The sequence below is a fragment of the Marinobacter sp. DUT-1 genome (genome assembly GCF_050379415.1).
Classification (GTDB): domain Bacteria; phylum Pseudomonadota; class Gammaproteobacteria; order Pseudomonadales; family Oleiphilaceae; genus Marinobacter.
The window spans coordinates 916,813-932,921 of record NZ_JBNRLS010000002.1 but is presented as its reverse complement, the minus strand read 5'-3'; the positions used below and the strand labels follow the sequence as shown (position 1 = coordinate 932,921).

Annotated in this window: 15 protein-coding genes; 11 read left to right on the top strand and 4 right to left on the bottom strand. The window is 52.6% G+C overall.

Annotated features, from left to right (window positions below):
- The first annotated feature begins 24 nt into the window (after positions 1 to 24).
- Positions 25 to 774, top strand: a complete 750-nt coding sequence (locus ACQUTG_RS09885) for a hypothetical protein (protein ID WP_428919219.1) — start codon at positions 25 to 27, stop codon at positions 772 to 774.
- Positions 775 to 840: 66 nt separating this feature from the next.
- On the opposite strand, the gene ACQUTG_RS09880 is transcribed toward ACQUTG_RS09885, so the two are convergent.
- Positions 841 to 2,550 (bottom strand): hypothetical protein, encoded by a 1,710-nt coding sequence (locus ACQUTG_RS09880; RefSeq protein WP_428919218.1) that lies wholly within the window; start codon positions 2,548 to 2,550, stop codon positions 841 to 843.
- Positions 2,551 to 2,776: 226 nt separating this feature from the next.
- On the opposite strand from ACQUTG_RS09880, the gene cysC reads away from it, so the two are divergent.
- From cysC to ACQUTG_RS09850, 6 genes are all read left to right on the top strand, one after another.
- On the top strand, positions 2,777 to 3,385 hold the full coding sequence (cysC, locus tag ACQUTG_RS09875; protein ID WP_428919217.1) for an adenylyl-sulfate kinase: 609 nt from the start codon (positions 2,777 to 2,779) through the stop codon (positions 3,383 to 3,385).
- A 12-nt stretch (positions 3,386 to 3,397) separates the two neighbouring features.
- Positions 3,398 to 5,167: an SLC13 family permease gene (locus tag ACQUTG_RS09870; protein WP_428919216.1), complete on the top strand. Its 1,770-nt coding sequence runs from the start codon at positions 3,398 to 3,400 to the stop codon at positions 5,165 to 5,167.
- A 72-nt stretch (positions 5,168 to 5,239) separates the two neighbouring features.
- A complete protein-coding gene (locus ACQUTG_RS09865; protein ID WP_428919215.1) occupies positions 5,240 to 6,649 on the top strand; it encodes a mannose-1-phosphate guanylyltransferase/mannose-6-phosphate isomerase in 1,410 nt (469 codons plus the stop codon).
- A 224-nt stretch (positions 6,650 to 6,873) separates the two neighbouring features.
- Entirely contained in the window at positions 6,874 to 8,376 is a 1,503-nt protein-coding gene (locus ACQUTG_RS09860; RefSeq protein WP_428919214.1) for an MBL fold metallo-hydrolase, read from the top strand.
- A 179-nt stretch (positions 8,377 to 8,555) separates the two neighbouring features.
- A complete protein-coding gene (gene tviB, locus ACQUTG_RS09855; protein ID WP_428919213.1) occupies positions 8,556 to 9,818 on the top strand; it encodes a Vi polysaccharide biosynthesis UDP-N-acetylglucosamine C-6 dehydrogenase TviB in 1,263 nt (420 codons plus the stop codon).
- A 168-nt stretch (positions 9,819 to 9,986) separates the two neighbouring features.
- Complete coding sequence (locus tag ACQUTG_RS09850) at positions 9,987 to 10,355, top strand: histone-like nucleoid-structuring protein, MvaT/MvaU family (RefSeq protein ID WP_113864292.1); 369 nt, start codon at positions 9,987 to 9,989, stop codon at positions 10,353 to 10,355.
- A gap of 189 nt (positions 10,356 to 10,544) precedes the next feature.
- Here the strand turns inward: ACQUTG_RS09850 and ACQUTG_RS09845 are convergent, their stop codons facing one another.
- From ACQUTG_RS09845 to ACQUTG_RS09835, 3 genes are all read right to left on the bottom strand, one after another.
- Positions 10,545 to 11,192 carry a transposase gene (locus tag ACQUTG_RS09845; RefSeq protein WP_428919212.1) on the bottom strand — a complete coding sequence of 216 codons (648 nt, stop codon included), beginning with the start codon at positions 11,190 to 11,192 and terminating at the stop codon, positions 10,545 to 10,547.
- A 251-nt stretch (positions 11,193 to 11,443) separates the two neighbouring features.
- Complete coding sequence (locus ACQUTG_RS09840) at positions 11,444 to 12,742, bottom strand: type II toxin-antitoxin system HipA family toxin (RefSeq protein WP_428919211.1); 1,299 nt, start codon at positions 12,740 to 12,742, stop codon at positions 11,444 to 11,446.
- 3 nt (positions 12,743 to 12,745) lie between these two features.
- On the bottom strand, positions 12,746 to 12,994 hold the full coding sequence (locus tag ACQUTG_RS09835) for a helix-turn-helix domain-containing protein (protein WP_428919210.1): 249 nt from the start codon (positions 12,992 to 12,994) through the stop codon (positions 12,746 to 12,748).
- A gap of 360 nt (positions 12,995 to 13,354) precedes the next feature.
- Between ACQUTG_RS09835 and ACQUTG_RS09830 the strand changes: the two genes are divergently transcribed.
- From ACQUTG_RS09830 to ACQUTG_RS09815, 4 genes are all read left to right on the top strand, one after another.
- Positions 13,355 to 14,092, top strand: coding sequence for a PEP-CTERM sorting domain-containing protein (locus tag ACQUTG_RS09830; protein ID WP_428919209.1), 738 nt, complete (start codon positions 13,355 to 13,357; stop codon positions 14,090 to 14,092).
- Positions 14,093 to 14,524: 432 nt separating this feature from the next.
- The gene (locus ACQUTG_RS09825) at positions 14,525 to 15,436 is read left to right on the top strand and encodes a hypothetical protein (protein WP_428919208.1); all 912 of its coding nucleotides are present in this window, start codon (positions 14,525 to 14,527) and stop codon (positions 15,434 to 15,436) included.
- A gap of 180 nt (positions 15,437 to 15,616) precedes the next feature.
- Positions 15,617 to 15,847, top strand: a complete 231-nt coding sequence (locus ACQUTG_RS09820) for a DUF4160 domain-containing protein (RefSeq protein ID WP_428919207.1) — start codon at positions 15,617 to 15,619, stop codon at positions 15,845 to 15,847.
- Positions 15,828 to 16,070: a DUF2442 domain-containing protein gene (locus ACQUTG_RS09815; RefSeq protein ID WP_428919206.1), complete on the top strand. Its 243-nt coding sequence runs from the start codon at positions 15,828 to 15,830 to the stop codon at positions 16,068 to 16,070. Before ACQUTG_RS09820 ends, ACQUTG_RS09815 begins: the two co-directional genes overlap by 20 nt.
- Positions 16,071 to 16,109: the final 39 nt, after the last annotated feature.

Below are 16,109 nucleotides of genomic sequence, written 5' to 3'. Positions count from 1 at the left end.
CATGACTTTGGGGATTTGGTTTACTTGGACGTCCACAAAACGGGGTCAGGGTTTGTTTCCAAGTTTTTAAGTGCGATCATGCCAGAAAGGGAAGTATCTCGCAGGAAACATGCGCGAATCGGGGAACGGGTAAATGGTGAGGTTGTAACGCCCTTTAAGCCGGATGCAACCTATTTTATAACCGCTAGAAATCCTTTTTCACAATACCTATCTCTCTACAAATTCGGCTTGGCGAAGCGCGGATCGCTTTACACAACACTTCAGAAGAGAGACAAGGCTGATCTTTACTCTGACGCTAGCGCTGATGGTTTTTTTGAGTGGCTCGATTTGGTTCTGGATCCGAAGAACAGCCACCTTTTGGGTGGGAAATATAAGTTAACCGATGTTGAATCGATTGGTTTAATGTCATTTCGGTTTATTGCGCTTTCCATGAGCGATCCTCTCGCCAAAATTAAGGGCAAGAAATATTCAGAAGTTTCTGACATTTTTCACGAAAATCGAATTTGGTCTTTTATGATCCGCCAAGAAGGACTCACCGACAATCTAAAAAAGGCGGTTGATAATGAACTGGCCCCATGGATCGCTGACCGGGAGTATGCGAAGAGTGTTCTTGACGAAATGCCGGTCGACAAGCCGGGCTTGGGCTTCAAAGTGAAAGAGAGTGAGGCACCACGCGATCTGTTGCGAAGACTAATCGACAAAGAGGATTTTCTATACAGAAATTTCTACAATGAAAAAAAGTTGGCGTTGGAAAAAATGGTTAGGTCAGTCTAGCTTGCCCTGTCTTTGAGTCAGTCCGCCCTCGTACTGGTCTAAATTCAGCATCAAATATTGCTGATATCACTCTTGAACAATTGATAGATCAGTGGTCTTTTTGAGCAACTCGTTTGTGTCTGACATCAAGCTGAGTGCGTTGTTGAAGCATTGCTTCTCAAGGCTGTTTTCGATCTTGAACAAGTTTATAGCAAGGCCGATGGCTTCCACTGATTTGTCATTCTCTGCTGACAGTCCAAGCACCTTATTCCATCCGTGACCTATTGGTTCAATACACCATTTTCCCCAGTGGGCACAGACCACTTGGTTCTGATTTGAGTTCCCGACCAAAAAGTTCTGCTGGTTTTTGGGCAGGGAGATCTTTATCGGGAGCAGCTTTACGGTTTTCCTGATCAGCGGCAGGTTGTTCTCGAATTGAGCCACGGCATCTTGGTCGGGAAGAGCCAGTTTAAGGTGCTTCAAGGTGTCTTCGTTGATCCTGTCCCAAATCAGTTTTTTGGATCTCCTGTAGGAAGACCAGAGGGACGGTGGCACTTTGACCTCCGCAAGCGATAATCGGAAACTCTTTTCGTATTCCGGAGCTGGCTGGGTAAAGTTAAGCCCGGTAATATCTAGAACGTGAACGTGGAATCCACTTATAACGGTTGTCTCGATTAATGGGGGCGAGGGAAGTTCACTCGGAGTCGATCTGAGTAGTGTCTCTTCGTGTCTGGCTTCTTGAGTTTTGTTTTTATTGAAAACTTTGACAAGAAAACTGGCATTGGTGATTTTCGATCGAGTTGTGAAGAAGAAGATGTTGTTCAGTCCTGAGTCAATCCACTTCAGGCCTTCCCGGTTGTCCATTGTGTCATCCAATTCTCTCAGGAATTTTTTTAGTTGGACTTGAACCTCATGTTCTGGCTGGAGGAATTGATAGATTTGATGGTTCTTCGGTGCTGGATTCGAAAGTGCCTGATTATGGAAAAGCAGTGCTGTCAGCCTTTGTCGGTTCCTGTTAAGAAAGAGAAATTTGTTTGCTGCTTGCTGCGCTTGGTTGAGAATTTGCCGGCCGAGGATCATGGAGAGCAGTATTGTTAATATACTGTTTGGCAAGGTGAAGAAAGCATAGTCAAGTATGATCGTAGCAAATATGAAGAAGAAGCCAGCCGTCGAGCTTGTGTTAAGAGTGGCAGGCATGGTCGAAAGGATTGCTTCTCGATTACTGGGTATAGAGATCCACAAGGTGATTATTACCAGGGTAGTCGTAAGAAGTACCGCGAGAACAACATAGAAAACTTCCGGATACAGAAAGAAAAGAGGTAAGGCAGCCAGCAGGCAAAAGCAGATGTTGCCGGCGATCTCAACGTAGTTTCTGTAGGATTTTCTGATTAAGTCATGTTGTCCTTCAAAAAGGACGAGTTTACGGTTACGGGATTCGAGCTTTGCCGCTCCTCGAGTCGTGACTTTATCGATGATCTTATTTGCAAACTGATAGAAGATATATGCTGCAATCGAGAACGTGGCGAGCATGATTATAAGCTGATCTTTTTCCATCGAGATCGGTAAGAGCCTCAGGAACCGTGGAGTCCCATTGGAGGCCATCAGCATGACGATTTTAAGCGGTAGCAAGAACGAAGCTATGAATGCTATCTGGGCAGTCAGGGCCAGTAGGGTACCTAGAAGTGTCTCTAGAAAGTTAACTTGAAGGTACTTTGCGCCAAAAAGTAAAGGCCACGGTAAAGACCGTGAAACTGCATCGCTGATATTGGATTTTGCCTGTCGTTTCTTTTGCTTCATGTGTCCCTTTGATAGTCCTCTGGTATGACTGGCGTCTTGGGAACAGTATTGACCCCGCGGGGGCAGTGCGTGACCGGTTGATTTGGGAACGGTCGCGAATCGTACTTTGGCAGCTATCGGCGCGTTAGTGGCAACGGTAAAATCAGAACACCACTAAGGCCCGGAACCGGTTTTTTCTGGTATATTACAGCCCAGCCTAATCTTATGCGTTTTAAAGGATCCAGTTTTGAGCAATAACATTGTCTGGCACGACCACAAAGTCACCCGCGCTGAGCGCGCTGAGCCCAAGAGTCAAAGACCTTGTCTGTTGTGGTTCACTGGCCTAAGCGGTTCCGGCAAGTCTACCATAGCCAATGCACTCGATGTCGCTCTCTATCAGCGTGGGTATCATACGTTTTTGTTGGATGGGGACAATGTTCGTCACGGCTTGAACCGTGATCTGGGGTTCTCTGATTCGGACCGTGTAGAAAACATCCGGAGAGTTGGCGAGGTGAGCAAGCTATTCGCTGATGCTGGATTGATCGTGCTGAGTGCTTTCATTTCTCCGTTTGCCAGTGATCGCCGTTTGGTTCGTAACCTGTTCCCGGAAGGCGAGTTCATCGAGGTGTTCATGAACACCCCGATCGAAACCTGTGAGCAGCGTGATCCGAAGGGGCTGTACCAGAAAGCTCGTGCGGGTAAGATCAAGGACTTCACTGGTATCGACTCGCCCTATGAGATTCCGGAGCGTCCCGAGGTTGTTCTGGATACCTCCTTGCAAAGTGTCGATGACTGCATTGAGCAGCTCATCCAATACCTCCAGGACCGGAAGCTGATTCTGGAACACAAAGACTAGGGGAGGCTCCCGATGGAATGGGAGGCGATTTTTACCCTAGCGGTTCTGGGAGCTGTACTGGGTACGTTAGTCTTTACCCGGGTATCGGCGGATTTGACGCTGATGGCAGCGTTGGCTCTGTTGGTAATCTTTGGTGTGCTGACGCCAGCTTCTGCCTTGGCCGGCTTTGCTAACCCCGGCGTCATCACTATTGCCACCCTATATATAGTTGCCTCTGGTTTGAAAGAAACCGGTGCGGTTCAGTGGATTGCGCGGAAGTTGCTGGGCCATCCCAAGTCCACTAGTGGCGCACAACTGCGAATGGTGGCTCCTACCGGTATCCTGAGCGCGTTCATGAATAACACCGCTGTGGTGGCAATGTTTATTCCGGCCATTCAGGATTGGGCCCAGCGGCTTCAGATACCTGCCTCGAAGCTTCTTCTTCCTCTCAGTTACGCTGCAATCCTGGGTGGGACCTGCACTCTCATTGGCACCAGTACCAACCTGGTTGTAGATGGGATGTTGCAGAGTCGGCTGGGGATCAATCTGGGCCTTTTTGAGCTGGCCTGGGTGGGCGTGCCCCTACTTGTGATTGGTGGCGGTTTCCTAGTGTTGTTTGGCTCTCGCCTGTTGCCTGACCGTGGTGGCCTGGACGAGGAACTCGAGGCCGTCCGGGAGTATGGGGTTGAAGTCGAAGTGGCAAGCCGGGGGCCGCTGGTGGGGAAAACGATTGCCGAGGCCGGTCTTCGTGCGTTGACGTATGGTTACCTGACCGAAATTGATCGGCAGGGGCGTTTGATTACGGCGGTCGAGCCTGACCGTACCCTGCAGGCGGGTGACAAGTTGTATTTCGTCGGTGCACCGGAATGTGCCAGTGAGCTTCGGCGCATCCATGGTTTAAACCCGGCCAGTGGCAATGTGCACAAGCTGGATATCGCCAATCACCAGCGTTGTCTGGTGGAGGTGGTGCTTGGACCCGAGTTCCCGGGGCTGAACAAAACGGTGCGGGACAGCCGTTTCCGCAGTCGATTTAATGCAGTCATTCTGTCGGTGTCCCGGGAGGGACGACGTGTGCAAGGCAAGCTGGGGGATATCGAATTCAAGATGGGCGATACGCTCCTGCTTGAAGCCAGCCATGAGTTTGCCGAGCAGTATAAGTTCCGGCGGGATTTTCTGCTGGTGAGTGCCTTGAACGACTCCACGCCTCCGGATTTTCGCAAGGCGCCGCTTGCTTTGGGGATTCTGCTGGCAATGGTGCTGGCCAGTGCCAGTGGGTTGCTGAGTATTATGGAGGCTGCTTTCATGGCGGCTGGTGCGATGATTGTTTCGCGCTGTATCACGGCAAGTCACGCACGGCGAAGTGTGGATTTGCCTGTGCTGGTGGTGATTGCAGCTTCCTTTGCCCTTGGTAACGCGATGTCGGAAACCGGAGCGGCGGCTACGATTGTCGGTACCTTGCTTGGAAATGGTGAGGGATTTTCGCCCTGGTTGGCACTGGTTATGATTTATGTGCTGACCGCCTTCTTTACTGAAGTGATAACCAACAACGCTGCTGCGGTGCTGATGTTTCCGATCGCATTAGCGCTTTCGGAGCATTTGGGGGTCAGCTTTCTGCCTTTTGCGGTGGCGGTGATGTTTGCAGCTTCGGCCAGTTTCATTACTCCGCTGGGGTATCAGACCAATTTGATGGTTTATGGTCCGGGGCGGTATCGGTTTACGGACTATATGCGGATCGGTGTGCCTCTGAGCCTGTTGGTTGGGGGGATTGCCGTGACGCTGATTCCGGTGTTTTGGCCGTTTTGAGTGTGAAGAGAAGTTTGGGGGGCAGAAGAAAGCGTTCTTCTTACCCTTCATTGATCGATTAAAGGTTTGCCTATGTTACATCCAGTTATTCTCGCCGGCGGAACCGGCTCGCGGTTATGGCCACTTTCCAGGCAGTTGAACCCCAAGCAATTTTTAAACCTCGTCGAACGGGACCGGACGATGCTTCAGGCCACATTGGGGCGGTTGGAGGGCATAAAGGCCTCTGACCCCACAATCATCTGCAATGATGAGCATCGATTTCTGGCTGCCGAGCAAATGCGCCAGGCGGAGTGCACTCAGTCCCGGATCATTCTGGAGCCTATGGGGCGTAATACCGCACCGGCCATTGCGCTGGCTGCGTTGGAGGCGACTGCAGGAGGTGATGATCCAGTTCTCTTGGTGCTGGCGGCGGATCACCTTATTGCCGATATCGATGCCTTTCAACAGCAGGTGGCGGTAGCACTACCGCTGGCGAAGAAGGGCAAGCTGATTACCTTTGGAATTGTTCCGACTTGTCCCGAGACCGGATATGGTTACATCCAGAGAGGCGTCGAAGTCGGTGAGGGTGCGTTTGCGGTATCCCGGTTCGTTGAAAAGCCGGATCTGAAGACGGCTACAGAGTATGTGGATTCCGATGAGTATTTCTGGAACAGTGGCATGTTTATGTTTCGTGCCAGCCGTTATCTCGAGGAGTTGAAAAAGTTTCAGCCGGATATTCTCAATGCCTGTCATTCAGCCATGTCTTCCAGGACACAGGATATGGACTTTGTGCGGGTTGATGCTGGTGCCTTTGGGGTTTGCCCCGAGGATTCGGTTGACTACGCCGTCATGGAGAAAACAAAAGACGCTGCGGTTGTGCCTCTGGATGCGGGTTGGAGTGATATCGGCTCCTGGTCTTCTTTATGGTCAGTAAGTGATCGGGATGCGAAGCGCAATGCTCTGTCCGGTGACGTGATAACGGTGGAGACTGAGGATACGCTGGTACGCGCCGATCACCGGCTAGTAGCCACTCTAGGGGTAAAAGACCTGGTGGTAGTAGAGACCAAAGACGCAGTGTTGGTGGCGCACAAAGAGAAGGTTCAAGATGTGAAGAAAGTGGTGGAGCGACTGAAAAGTGATTCCCGCCACGAGCACATCAATCACCGGGAGGTTTATCGTCCTTGGGGGATTTACGATTCGATTGACAATGGTCACCGTTACCAGGTCAAACGAATTACCGTGAAACCGGGGCAGAAGTTGTCGTTGCAGATGCATCACCACCGTGCCGAGCACTGGATTGTGGTGAGTGGTACTGCAAAAGTGACCAATGGCGAGGATTCCTACCTGGTGACTGAAAATCAGTCCACTTATATTCCTATTGGCCAGCTGCATACTCTGGAGAACCCTGGCGTGATCAACCTGGAATTAATCGAAGTGCAGTCGGGTTCCTATTTGGGAGAAGATGATATTGTCCGGTTCGAGGATCGTTACGGACGAGAGTAAATGAATGGGCCGATGAATTGATTCATTCGACCGCGCGGTGATTTGCTCCTGGGTGGTGTCGATTTACGGATTACTTGCGGAGCGGTGTGCCGCTGAGCCTGCTGGTTGGGGTGATTGCAGTGACGCTGATTCAGGTGTTCTGGCCCTTTTAGAGCGATGAACAAAGTTAGGGGTCAGAAGAAAGCTTTCTTCTGCCCCCTGGTTAACGACAAGGAATGTTGGAAATGATTGAGATTAAACATCATGGAGCCACGTCTGGTGTGACGGGCTCTTGTCATGAACTGAGTTTGAACATGGGGTCAGATGAAAAACGCCCGCGTTTTTCATCTGACCCCGACTTGGATACCATCCCACCGCCTAAGTGCCCCCACCAAGGCATCCTCGTCGACTGCGGCCTGTTCCAGGGCCAGGACGAGGGCCGAGAGGCCTCCGCTGCCGACCTCACGATTGATTTCCCCATCGACCACATCCGCGCACTCGTTGTAACTCACGTGCACATTGACCATGTGGGCCGGATTCCCTATTTGCTGGCAGCCGGGTTTGAGGGGCCGATTATCTGCTCCGAGCCTTCCGCAGTCATGTTGCCCGAGATCCTGGAAGATGCCCTCAAGATTGGTTTTACCCGGGATCGACATCTGATTGAGCGGGTGCTGGGTCTGATTCGGGAGCGTATGGTACCGGTGCCTTATGGGCAGTGGCATTTGGTGTTTGAGGAGGGTGGGTGTTCGCTCTCAGTGCGGCTTCAACGGGCCGGGCATATTCTGGGCTCGGCGTATGTGGAATGTGATGCGCGGATAGGAGATGTTGAGGAGCGGATTGTGTTTTCCGGCGATCTCGGTGCACCGCATTCGCCCTTGTTGCCGGAGCCGAGATCGCCGGAGCGGGCGGATCGTTTGGTTATCGAGAGTACGTATGGGGATCGTGACCATGAGGATCGGGAGACTCGGCGGGATCGCTTGAAGGCAGTGTTTGAGAATGCACTGGCTGATGGTGGGACGGTTTTGATTCCGGCGTTCAGTATTGGGCGGACGCAGGAGTTGTTGTATGAGATTGAGGGGATTATTGCGGAGGCTTCGGGTGAGGTGAAGATGGGGTCAGATGGAAAACGCGAGCGTTTTTCATCAGACCCCGGGTTTGACTGGGAGCACCTGGAAATTGTTGTTGATTCACCCCTCGCAGCCAACTTCACCCAGATCTATCGGGACCTGAAGCCCTTCTGGGACGCCGAGGCCCAGGAGCTGGTGCGTTCCGGCCGGCATCCGCTCTCCTTCGATCAGCTCACGGTGATCGATTCCCACGAAGATCACCTGAACGCTGTTGACTATCTCGCCAAGTCTCATCGGCCTTGCGTCGTGCTGGCCGGCTCCGGCATGTGTGCCGGCGGTCGGGTGGTGAATTATCTGAAGGCAATGCTTGGCGACAAGCGCAATGATGTCCTCTTTGTGGGTTACCAGGCCGCTGGCACGCCCGGGCGTGATATTCTTACGTTCGGCCCGCAAGGTGGTTGGGTTGAGCTGGATGGTGAGCGGTATGATATTCGTGCCCGGGTTCATCAGGTGGGTGGCTATTCAGCCCATGCGGGGCAGGGTGATTTGCTGAGGTTTGTTGAGGGGATTCCTGTGGCGCCGAGGGAGATTCGGGTTGTGCATGGGGATTCTGGGGCTAAGGTGGCGTTTAAGGAATTGCTTGAGGCGAGGGTTTCTTCTCGGGTTTTGATTCCCGAGTAGGGGGCGTCACCCCAGGGGTCTGAAGAACGCTTTCTTCTGACCCCGAGGTTTGATTTTAAGTTGGGCTCAGGTGTGCGCCTGGGGTCTGAAGAAAACTTTCTTCTGACCCCGAGTTTAATTCTAAGTTGGGGTCAGATGAACGAAGTTCATCAGACCCCAGTGCATTATCAGGAGGAATAATGAAAAAAATCGCGGTAATCGGCCTGGGCTACGTGGGCTTGCCGCTGGCGGCTGCATTCGGCGAGAAGCGAAAAGTCATTGGGTTCGATATAAATCCCAAGCGCATTGCCGAGCTGAAGGATGGCGTGGATTTCACCCGGGAGGTGTCCCGGGAGGAGCTGGCGGCGGCCAAGGGGCTGTCCTTTACCGATCAGCTGGATGACATTGCCGATTGCCAGATTTTTATCGTGACGGTGCCGACGCCCATTGATGAGTACAAGTCGCCGGATCTGACGCCTTTGATCAAGTCCAGCGAGAGTGTGGGCAAGGTGCTCAAGCGTGGCGACATCGTGATCTATGAATCCACGGTGTTCCCGGGGGCGACCGAAGAGGTCTGTGTACCGGTGCTGGAGAAGGTTTCCGGGCTCAGGTTCAATCAGGATTTCTTCGCCGGCTACAGTCCGGAGCGCATCAATCCGGGTGACAAGGAGCACCGGGTTACTTCCATCATGAAGGTGACTTCCGGTTCCACACCGGAAATTGCCGATGAGGTGGATGCTCTGTATGCGGATGTAATCACCGCCGGGACCCACAAGGCCAGCTCCATCAAGGTGGCGGAAGCGGCGAAGGTGATCGAGAATACTCAGCGGGATCTGAATATTGCGCTGATGAACGAGCTTTCCATGATCTTTGCACGGATGAAGATCGATACCCATGAAGTGCTGGCGGCGGCCGGTACCAAGTGGAACTTCCTGCCGTTCAAACCGGGACTGGTTGGCGGTCATTGTATTGGTGTGGATCCGTATTATTTGACCCATAAGGCCCAGGCCATTGGTTATCATCCGGAGATTATCCTGGCGGGCCGTCGGGTTAACGATAATATGGGGCCGTATGCGGCAGCCGAATTGGTCAAGGCGATGATCAAGAAAGGCCTTACGATTGCCGACTCCAAAGTATTGGTGATGGGGCTGACCTTTAAAGAGAATTGTCCGGACTTGCGAAATACACGGGTGATTGATGTGATTCGCGAGCTGGAGGATTTTGGTTGCAAGGTAGATGTCACCGACTGTTGGGCAGATAACGAAGAAGCTCGGCATGAATATGGCATTTCTTTAATTGAAAAGCCGGCGCAGTCTGAATACGACGCCGTATTTCTGGCGGTGCCTCATCGTGAATATGCAGAAAAGGCCAGTTCTGAACTTCGCCAATATATGAAGGGTGATGGTGTACTTTTCGATTTGAAAGGCGTGCTTCCCATGGGGGAGGCCGATCTCCGGCTTTGATGTTGAGCATAAGTATATTCTGCAAAGCCGCCATTTGGCGGCTTTTTTATTTTACGGTTTTTTAAACAAATCTTTTTGCCAATACAAATTTATTTGTCTATTATTGTTGGCGACTTCTGGTCAATTCCCTTTTTTAAAAACCCTTCTTCAAATAAGGTTTTTGATTCCATGGCAAAGATTAACGATTACTACCAGAAAAAACAGCTTATGGAGAAGCTTGCGGCCGAGCTGGAAAAGCTCGAAAAAGACCAGGCCCTGAAAAAGGAGCTGGACTTTGAAAACAAGGTTCGCGATTTGATGAAGGAGTATGACAAGTCTCCGAAGGATGTACTGCAGATTCTGTCTGCCATTGATCCTTCCATCGCGGGCACCAAAGCCGAAGCCGCCGCTGGCAGCCGCCCGAAGCGCCCGATGAAAACCTACAAGAACCCGCATACCGGTGAAGTGGTTAAAACCCGTGGGGGTAACCACAAAACCCTGAATGAGTGGCGGGAGAAGTATGGTAAGGAAGCTGTTCAGAGCTGGCAGCAGGATTGATTTGATTTGAACTTGGGGTCAGAAGAATTTATTCTTCTGACCCCGAGTTAGATTAAATCTCGGAGTCTGACATTAAGATGGGGTCAGAAGAGTAAACTCTTCAGACCCCTGAGTTGGAGTCGAGATGAAAATGGGGTCAGATGAAGGCTTTCATCTGACCCCGTCTTCACACAGAGCTCCCAATTCAAATTAAAACCCATATTTCATAGCAATCTCTTTCTTAAACCCCTCCGATCCCAAAATCTTCCCGCTATTTACCGTTCTCCGCATTATCTCTTTGGTGTTCTCTGCCATCGGCCGGGCAAATAATTGCCGGTATTGGCGGAGTCTTTCTCTCGGGTTTTTGTCCAGTTCAAGATATAGCGGATGCGGCTGATGCAGTTCGCTGGTTTTACCCAACCCATGGCATTGATAGCTGGACCACCAGTGATCCTCGGGGTTATTTACCATTCCCGCATTGACCGGGTTCATCTCGATATATCGTTGGCAGGTGAGCAAGTAGTTCTCTGAATCCACCAGGCAGGAACGGAATCTGCCTTCCCATAAGCTGCCCGTGCGGTCATATCGTCTGTTGAAATAGCGGACATATCGCCGGCCAATGGCCTGCATGAATAATGAAATGCTTTTATCCGTTTCTGGTGTGGCCAGAAAGTGGACGTGGTTGTCCATAAGCACCCAGGCATGCAGTAATACACCGTGTTCATCGGCGTAGTTTTTCATGAGGTTTGTATAAAAAGCCTGGTCGCTGTTTCCTCGGAAGATGACTTGGCGATTGTTGCCGCGTTGGACGATGTGTTGCGGGATGCCGGCGGGGCAGAAGCGTTGGGTGCGGGGCATTTCATCACATCCTTGTGACTGCTGGGTTGCTTTGGGGCGGGACTTTAGGGGGTTATGGGGGAGTGGGCCGTGAACTGGGTCACGGGGTTGGGAATTTGGGGTCTGAAGAACGCTTTCTTCTGACCCCGTCTTGGACTGTGGCTGTGAGATCGGCCTGAAAAAGGGGTCAGATGAAGGTTTTCATCAGACCCCTGTGCCGCGGACTGGAATTGGGGTCAGAAGAAGGTTTTCTTCAGACCCCTGTGATTGCCTCAGGCGCCCTCTAGCTTTTTGGCTTGCTTCCTTATCCCTTCGAGAATCGGCCCGCTGACGTGTTCAGGAAAGCCTTGAGGCAGCATCGCCTCGATTTCGGTGACGACTCTGTCTGTCTGAGCTGCGATTTCTTCGATCAGTGCCTTGGCATGGTTGGCGGAGTAGCCAACCTGTTTTGCAGTGCTGAGGAAGTGTCTCGGCTGAATGCGGGTCCAATGGTAGTGTTTGTTTTGGCCCCGGACGGCCATGGCCATTTTGGCCCTTTCTGGAGGGAGGCTCCCCTGCGCCATCAGTGGGTAAGCGGATATGACATCGTACAGAGGCGTCATGCGGTAAGCGGAGCCTGGTTCTATGAACAGGCTGAAGTTCTTGGCATGCCCGTCGATAGCACTCAGTAGCCAGAACAGGATCTGTGCTTTGAAGAAGCGCTCGCGATCCAGCGTTGCCTGCTGGGAGCCCAGTAAGAGGTCCATGCCCTCCCGGATGCCCGGTCCGCCGTCGCTTTCATATTTGATGGCGGGGGCGATACCCAATGCCTGGCAAAAATCCTCCTGGGGAAGCCTTATTAACCAGGAACCGTCACCAGACCAGCGCCTATCGAAGCGCTCTACAATCAATACCTTCTGGTCTGCGAATTCGGCGAGTTTCGCGTTGGGAACGGGGATGTCGAAGGCTTTCAGAATTTGTAGGCAAAGCCATTCATTCTCGCCGCTTTCCCGAAGGTCGATGTTGCTGTGGTCGAGGAACCCGATGGGAAGCTTGAAGATGTGACTTGTCGGTGTGCTGCCAACGGGGCGCTGCCACTGGTTGTTGTGCCAGAGTAGGGCTGTTTTCTCTTGTGCTCCTGCCAGGGAAATTCTGAAATTCTGTTCGCCTGTCATTCCGAGGGGCGCGTCTCGATAACCCTTGAGCAAATTTGCAATGGTTTGGGTATCCAGCGGCTCGGCGGTTACTGCTCTGACATCCGGAGCGGATGCGTTCTCGGGGAAAAGCTGGATGGCGCCCACGCAGTCGCGGCCAATGGTGGACAGTAGGTCGAACGGGTGCCGGGATGGGATTTTGAACCGGGCTTGCATCCGTGCGCGAATGGCGTCGGAGTCTGGCAGGAGGTTGTCGAAAAAATTGTAGACCAGCTCACCCCTGTAGGGTGACCGTGACAAGGGTAGTGAAAGCGAGATGGCGCGTGCGCCGGGCCTGTCTAGCCATTCTGCGTTGTACTGAAATTCCATTCCTCCGGAGCGGTCCAGGGTTAGTGCGCCGACATGAAGGCCGTTAAGGGCGACAATAAGCTGCGGCATGATCTACCACTCCTGATCCCAGCCGGATGACTGCTCAGCCGTGCCGCGCTCGGACAGGTTTAACTCGAGGTTAAGGGCGGCCAGTAACTTGAAGAGTGTTTCCAGGCGGCTGCTGCACGGATTGTTTTCGAGAGCTGATACCGTGGCCTGTTTGATGCCAACCAGATCGGCTGCAGCTTGTTGGGTCAGACCAAGTTCCTTTCGGGCGTTTTTGAGGGCCTGGGCTAGTTGTTCGGGCGAGGTGATTTTCATGGTTATACCCTTTGGAGGATAAGTTTGACGATATACCTTGTGGGGGGTAAGGGCAAGTTTATCCTCTTCTAGGGATGAGGGTTGGCACCTGGGGTCTGAAGAACGCTTTCTTCTGACCCCGTCTTGGAATCTGGCTCGGAGTTAGGCCTGAAGTTGGGGTCAGAAGAAGGTTTTCTTCAGACCCCTGTGCCGGTCCCAGCCCCCCTGTGCCTGCGTCGACATTTTTAACGGATGGGGTTCTGGGCGGGTTCATGGTCGGACGCAACCTACTGTAATGAGCGTTATTCCCGGTAACCGGAATGGTTCCTGCCTTTGTACCGCTGCACGTTATTAATTCATAAGGAGTTATGGAGTAACACTATGCAGGGATATGTTCGATTGATGCAGGCTGGTTTGATCATTCTGTTGGTGGCGTTTTCGGCCAGGGTATATGCGGTGCCGGTGACTTATGACGGGATTACGTTTCCGGATGGGGATGTGAGCTTTGCCGATGGGGTTCTTGATTATGATCCGTCTTACAGTGGCGAGGCTGTGCCGACCGATCCAAATTACATGGATCCGGACGAGGCTCTGGGCGCTCCGAATTACAGAGGTTCTGTTGGCTCGGTTTCCCTGGGTAGCGGGGGGCTGATTGAGCTTGCGTTTACCGATAATGCGCTCACCAACAGCGGCGACGATGCCTATGACCTTCACATCTTCGAGGTAGGCCCGGATATCGAAGATACCTTTGTGGCGATCCGCCCGACGTTGGACACCCTGGACCTCCTGGGGTCAGGTTACGACGGCAATGGTGATGGGTTCTTCGAGGTTGGGTCCGTGACCGGTTCGACGTCTTCCCTTGATATCGACGCCATCTTCAGTGGCTTTACTGCCGGCTCGCTGCTGTTCGATGCGGTGCAGCTGATTGATGACCCGGACAAGGATGGGCAGTCTGGTGGTACCGTTGGGGCCGATATTGATGCGGTGGGTGCGATCTATTCGGCGCCGCCGGAGCCGGAGAAGCCGCCGGTGGCGAGTGTGCCTGAGCCTGGTACGATCGGGTTGCTGTCAATCGGGCTGTTGGCTTTGGGGCTGGCTTGGCGCCGGAACCCGGGCTGATTGGCTTGCACCTGGGGTCTGAAGAAAGCCTTCTTCTGACCCCGTTTTGGAGTCTGGCTCTGAGTTTGGCTTGAACATGGGGTCTGAAGAACACTTTCTTCTGACCCCGTCTTGGAACTTGGCTCTGAGTTTGGCCTGAAGTTGGGGTCAGATGAAGGTTTTCATCAGCCCCCTGTGCCGCACCGGCCCCCTGTGCCTGCACCAGACCCCTGTGCTGCACTAGTCCCCCTGCCTGCACTGCACTTCCTTCCTTCGATTGTGAATAACCGCACACCAGTGGCTACAGCTTCTCGGCTATAGTGCTTTCGTGGCTGATCAAAAAGAACACAAAGTGGCCGCCTGCGATCGCTGGTAAAAAGAAGAATAAGCGGCGGTGGCAGTGGAGTCGGGCGTCGAAACTGGCTCTTGAATCAACAATCCGAGATACAACCTATGAAACAGCGAGCGTATGGATACGCTGCCCTTGCCGTGTTCTGCCTGGGTGTGGCGCCCTTTGCCTATGCAGAGCTTGAGCCTATTTCCGAGGAAAGGATGGGTGAGGTGACAGGGCAGGCTTTTATGAACATTGAGAACCTTCCGGTGGGGACCACGGCCTCCGGGCATGAGTTCACGCGCATGACCCTGAATATGGATATTGAGACGAGGGTCAATATTGATGATGTCGTAGTGGGCCAGATTGATGGTGGGGCGGATTTTGCCGCTAGCCACGTGGCGCTGGGGCACCTTGCCCGCGAAGGTGATGGTGCTCAGTATGACGGTGTGACCTACGAGGCCGGTGACGCCGTTCCTTTCGAAGCTTATGATCCCTATATCGAGCTCGCCGTGGATCCGGATGAGGTGAATCCGGATAACTCGGTTGGCCGGCTTTCCGGTTTCCGGATGGGGTTCAAGCAGGCTCGGGGTTCTGTTTCCTCAAACACCACCTCCTTCAGTGGCGATATTGGTCTGATGATCAATGACTCTTCGGGAACCCCACAGCAGGCGACCCTGTTCGGGCCAGATAATCTCGAAACCTCAAAGCGCGCAACGCAGATTGGTATCGCTGACGCAAATGGTGCCTGTGTGCCCGGCGAAACTTGCGCTGCTTTATCCCAATTGCGTTCGCTGATTGTCGGTGCAGATGATGGCTCCGGTGGAACCGGCTTTACCGATGATTTCTTTATAGGTTTTCAGCGGGAAGGTGTGGAATGGCAGAGTCCCGACGGGGCGAATGTGATTCAGGCCGGGCAGGGGGTGTTTATTAACCTGCCTACCAATATGACGGTGGATATGGGTACGTTGACGGGGGCTGGGGTGCCTCGATTGCGGACGCATCAGGCGGATTTGGGGGAGAAGTTGTTCTAGGAGTTGTTGCACATGGGGTCTGAAGAAAGCCTTCTTCTGACCCCGTTTGGGACCTTGGCTCCGAGTTCGGCCGGAAGTTGGGGTCAGAAGAAGGCTTTCTTCAGACCCCTGAGTTATGACCCCGTCTTGGCTTTCGACTCCGACCGCAAAAAATCCAAGGGCCAGATCAAGGAGTGATCAGTGCCTACCCTTCTTTACCTGAATGGTTTCAAGTTCTTTTTCTATGCCAATGACCACGAACCCGCTCACGTGCATGTGATGAAAGGTGAGCGATGGGCTAAAATCGAGTTGCGGTCTTCGAGAGTGAATTACAGTTCCCTGAAGAATCAGGAGCTGAAGGAATGCCTCAGGATCATTGAAACGTATCGGACTGAATTTCAGGAGAAGTGGGATGCCTGGTTTAAAAGGTAAGGACGTCCATATCGACGATCGGTATCTTCACGTTGAGCTGGCAGATGGACGGGTTATTTCGACTCCGGTCTCCTGGTATCCGGAACTTGAACAGGCTTCGATTTCGGATTTTCGCAAGTATCGATTTATTTGTGACGGCACAGGTATTGAGTGGGAGACGTTGGACTACCATTTGAGTATCGAGGCGATGTTGTCTCGGGATTTGAACGAGAGTGCGGCGTGAAAGTGGGGTCAGAAGAAGGCTTTCTTCTGACCCCGTTTT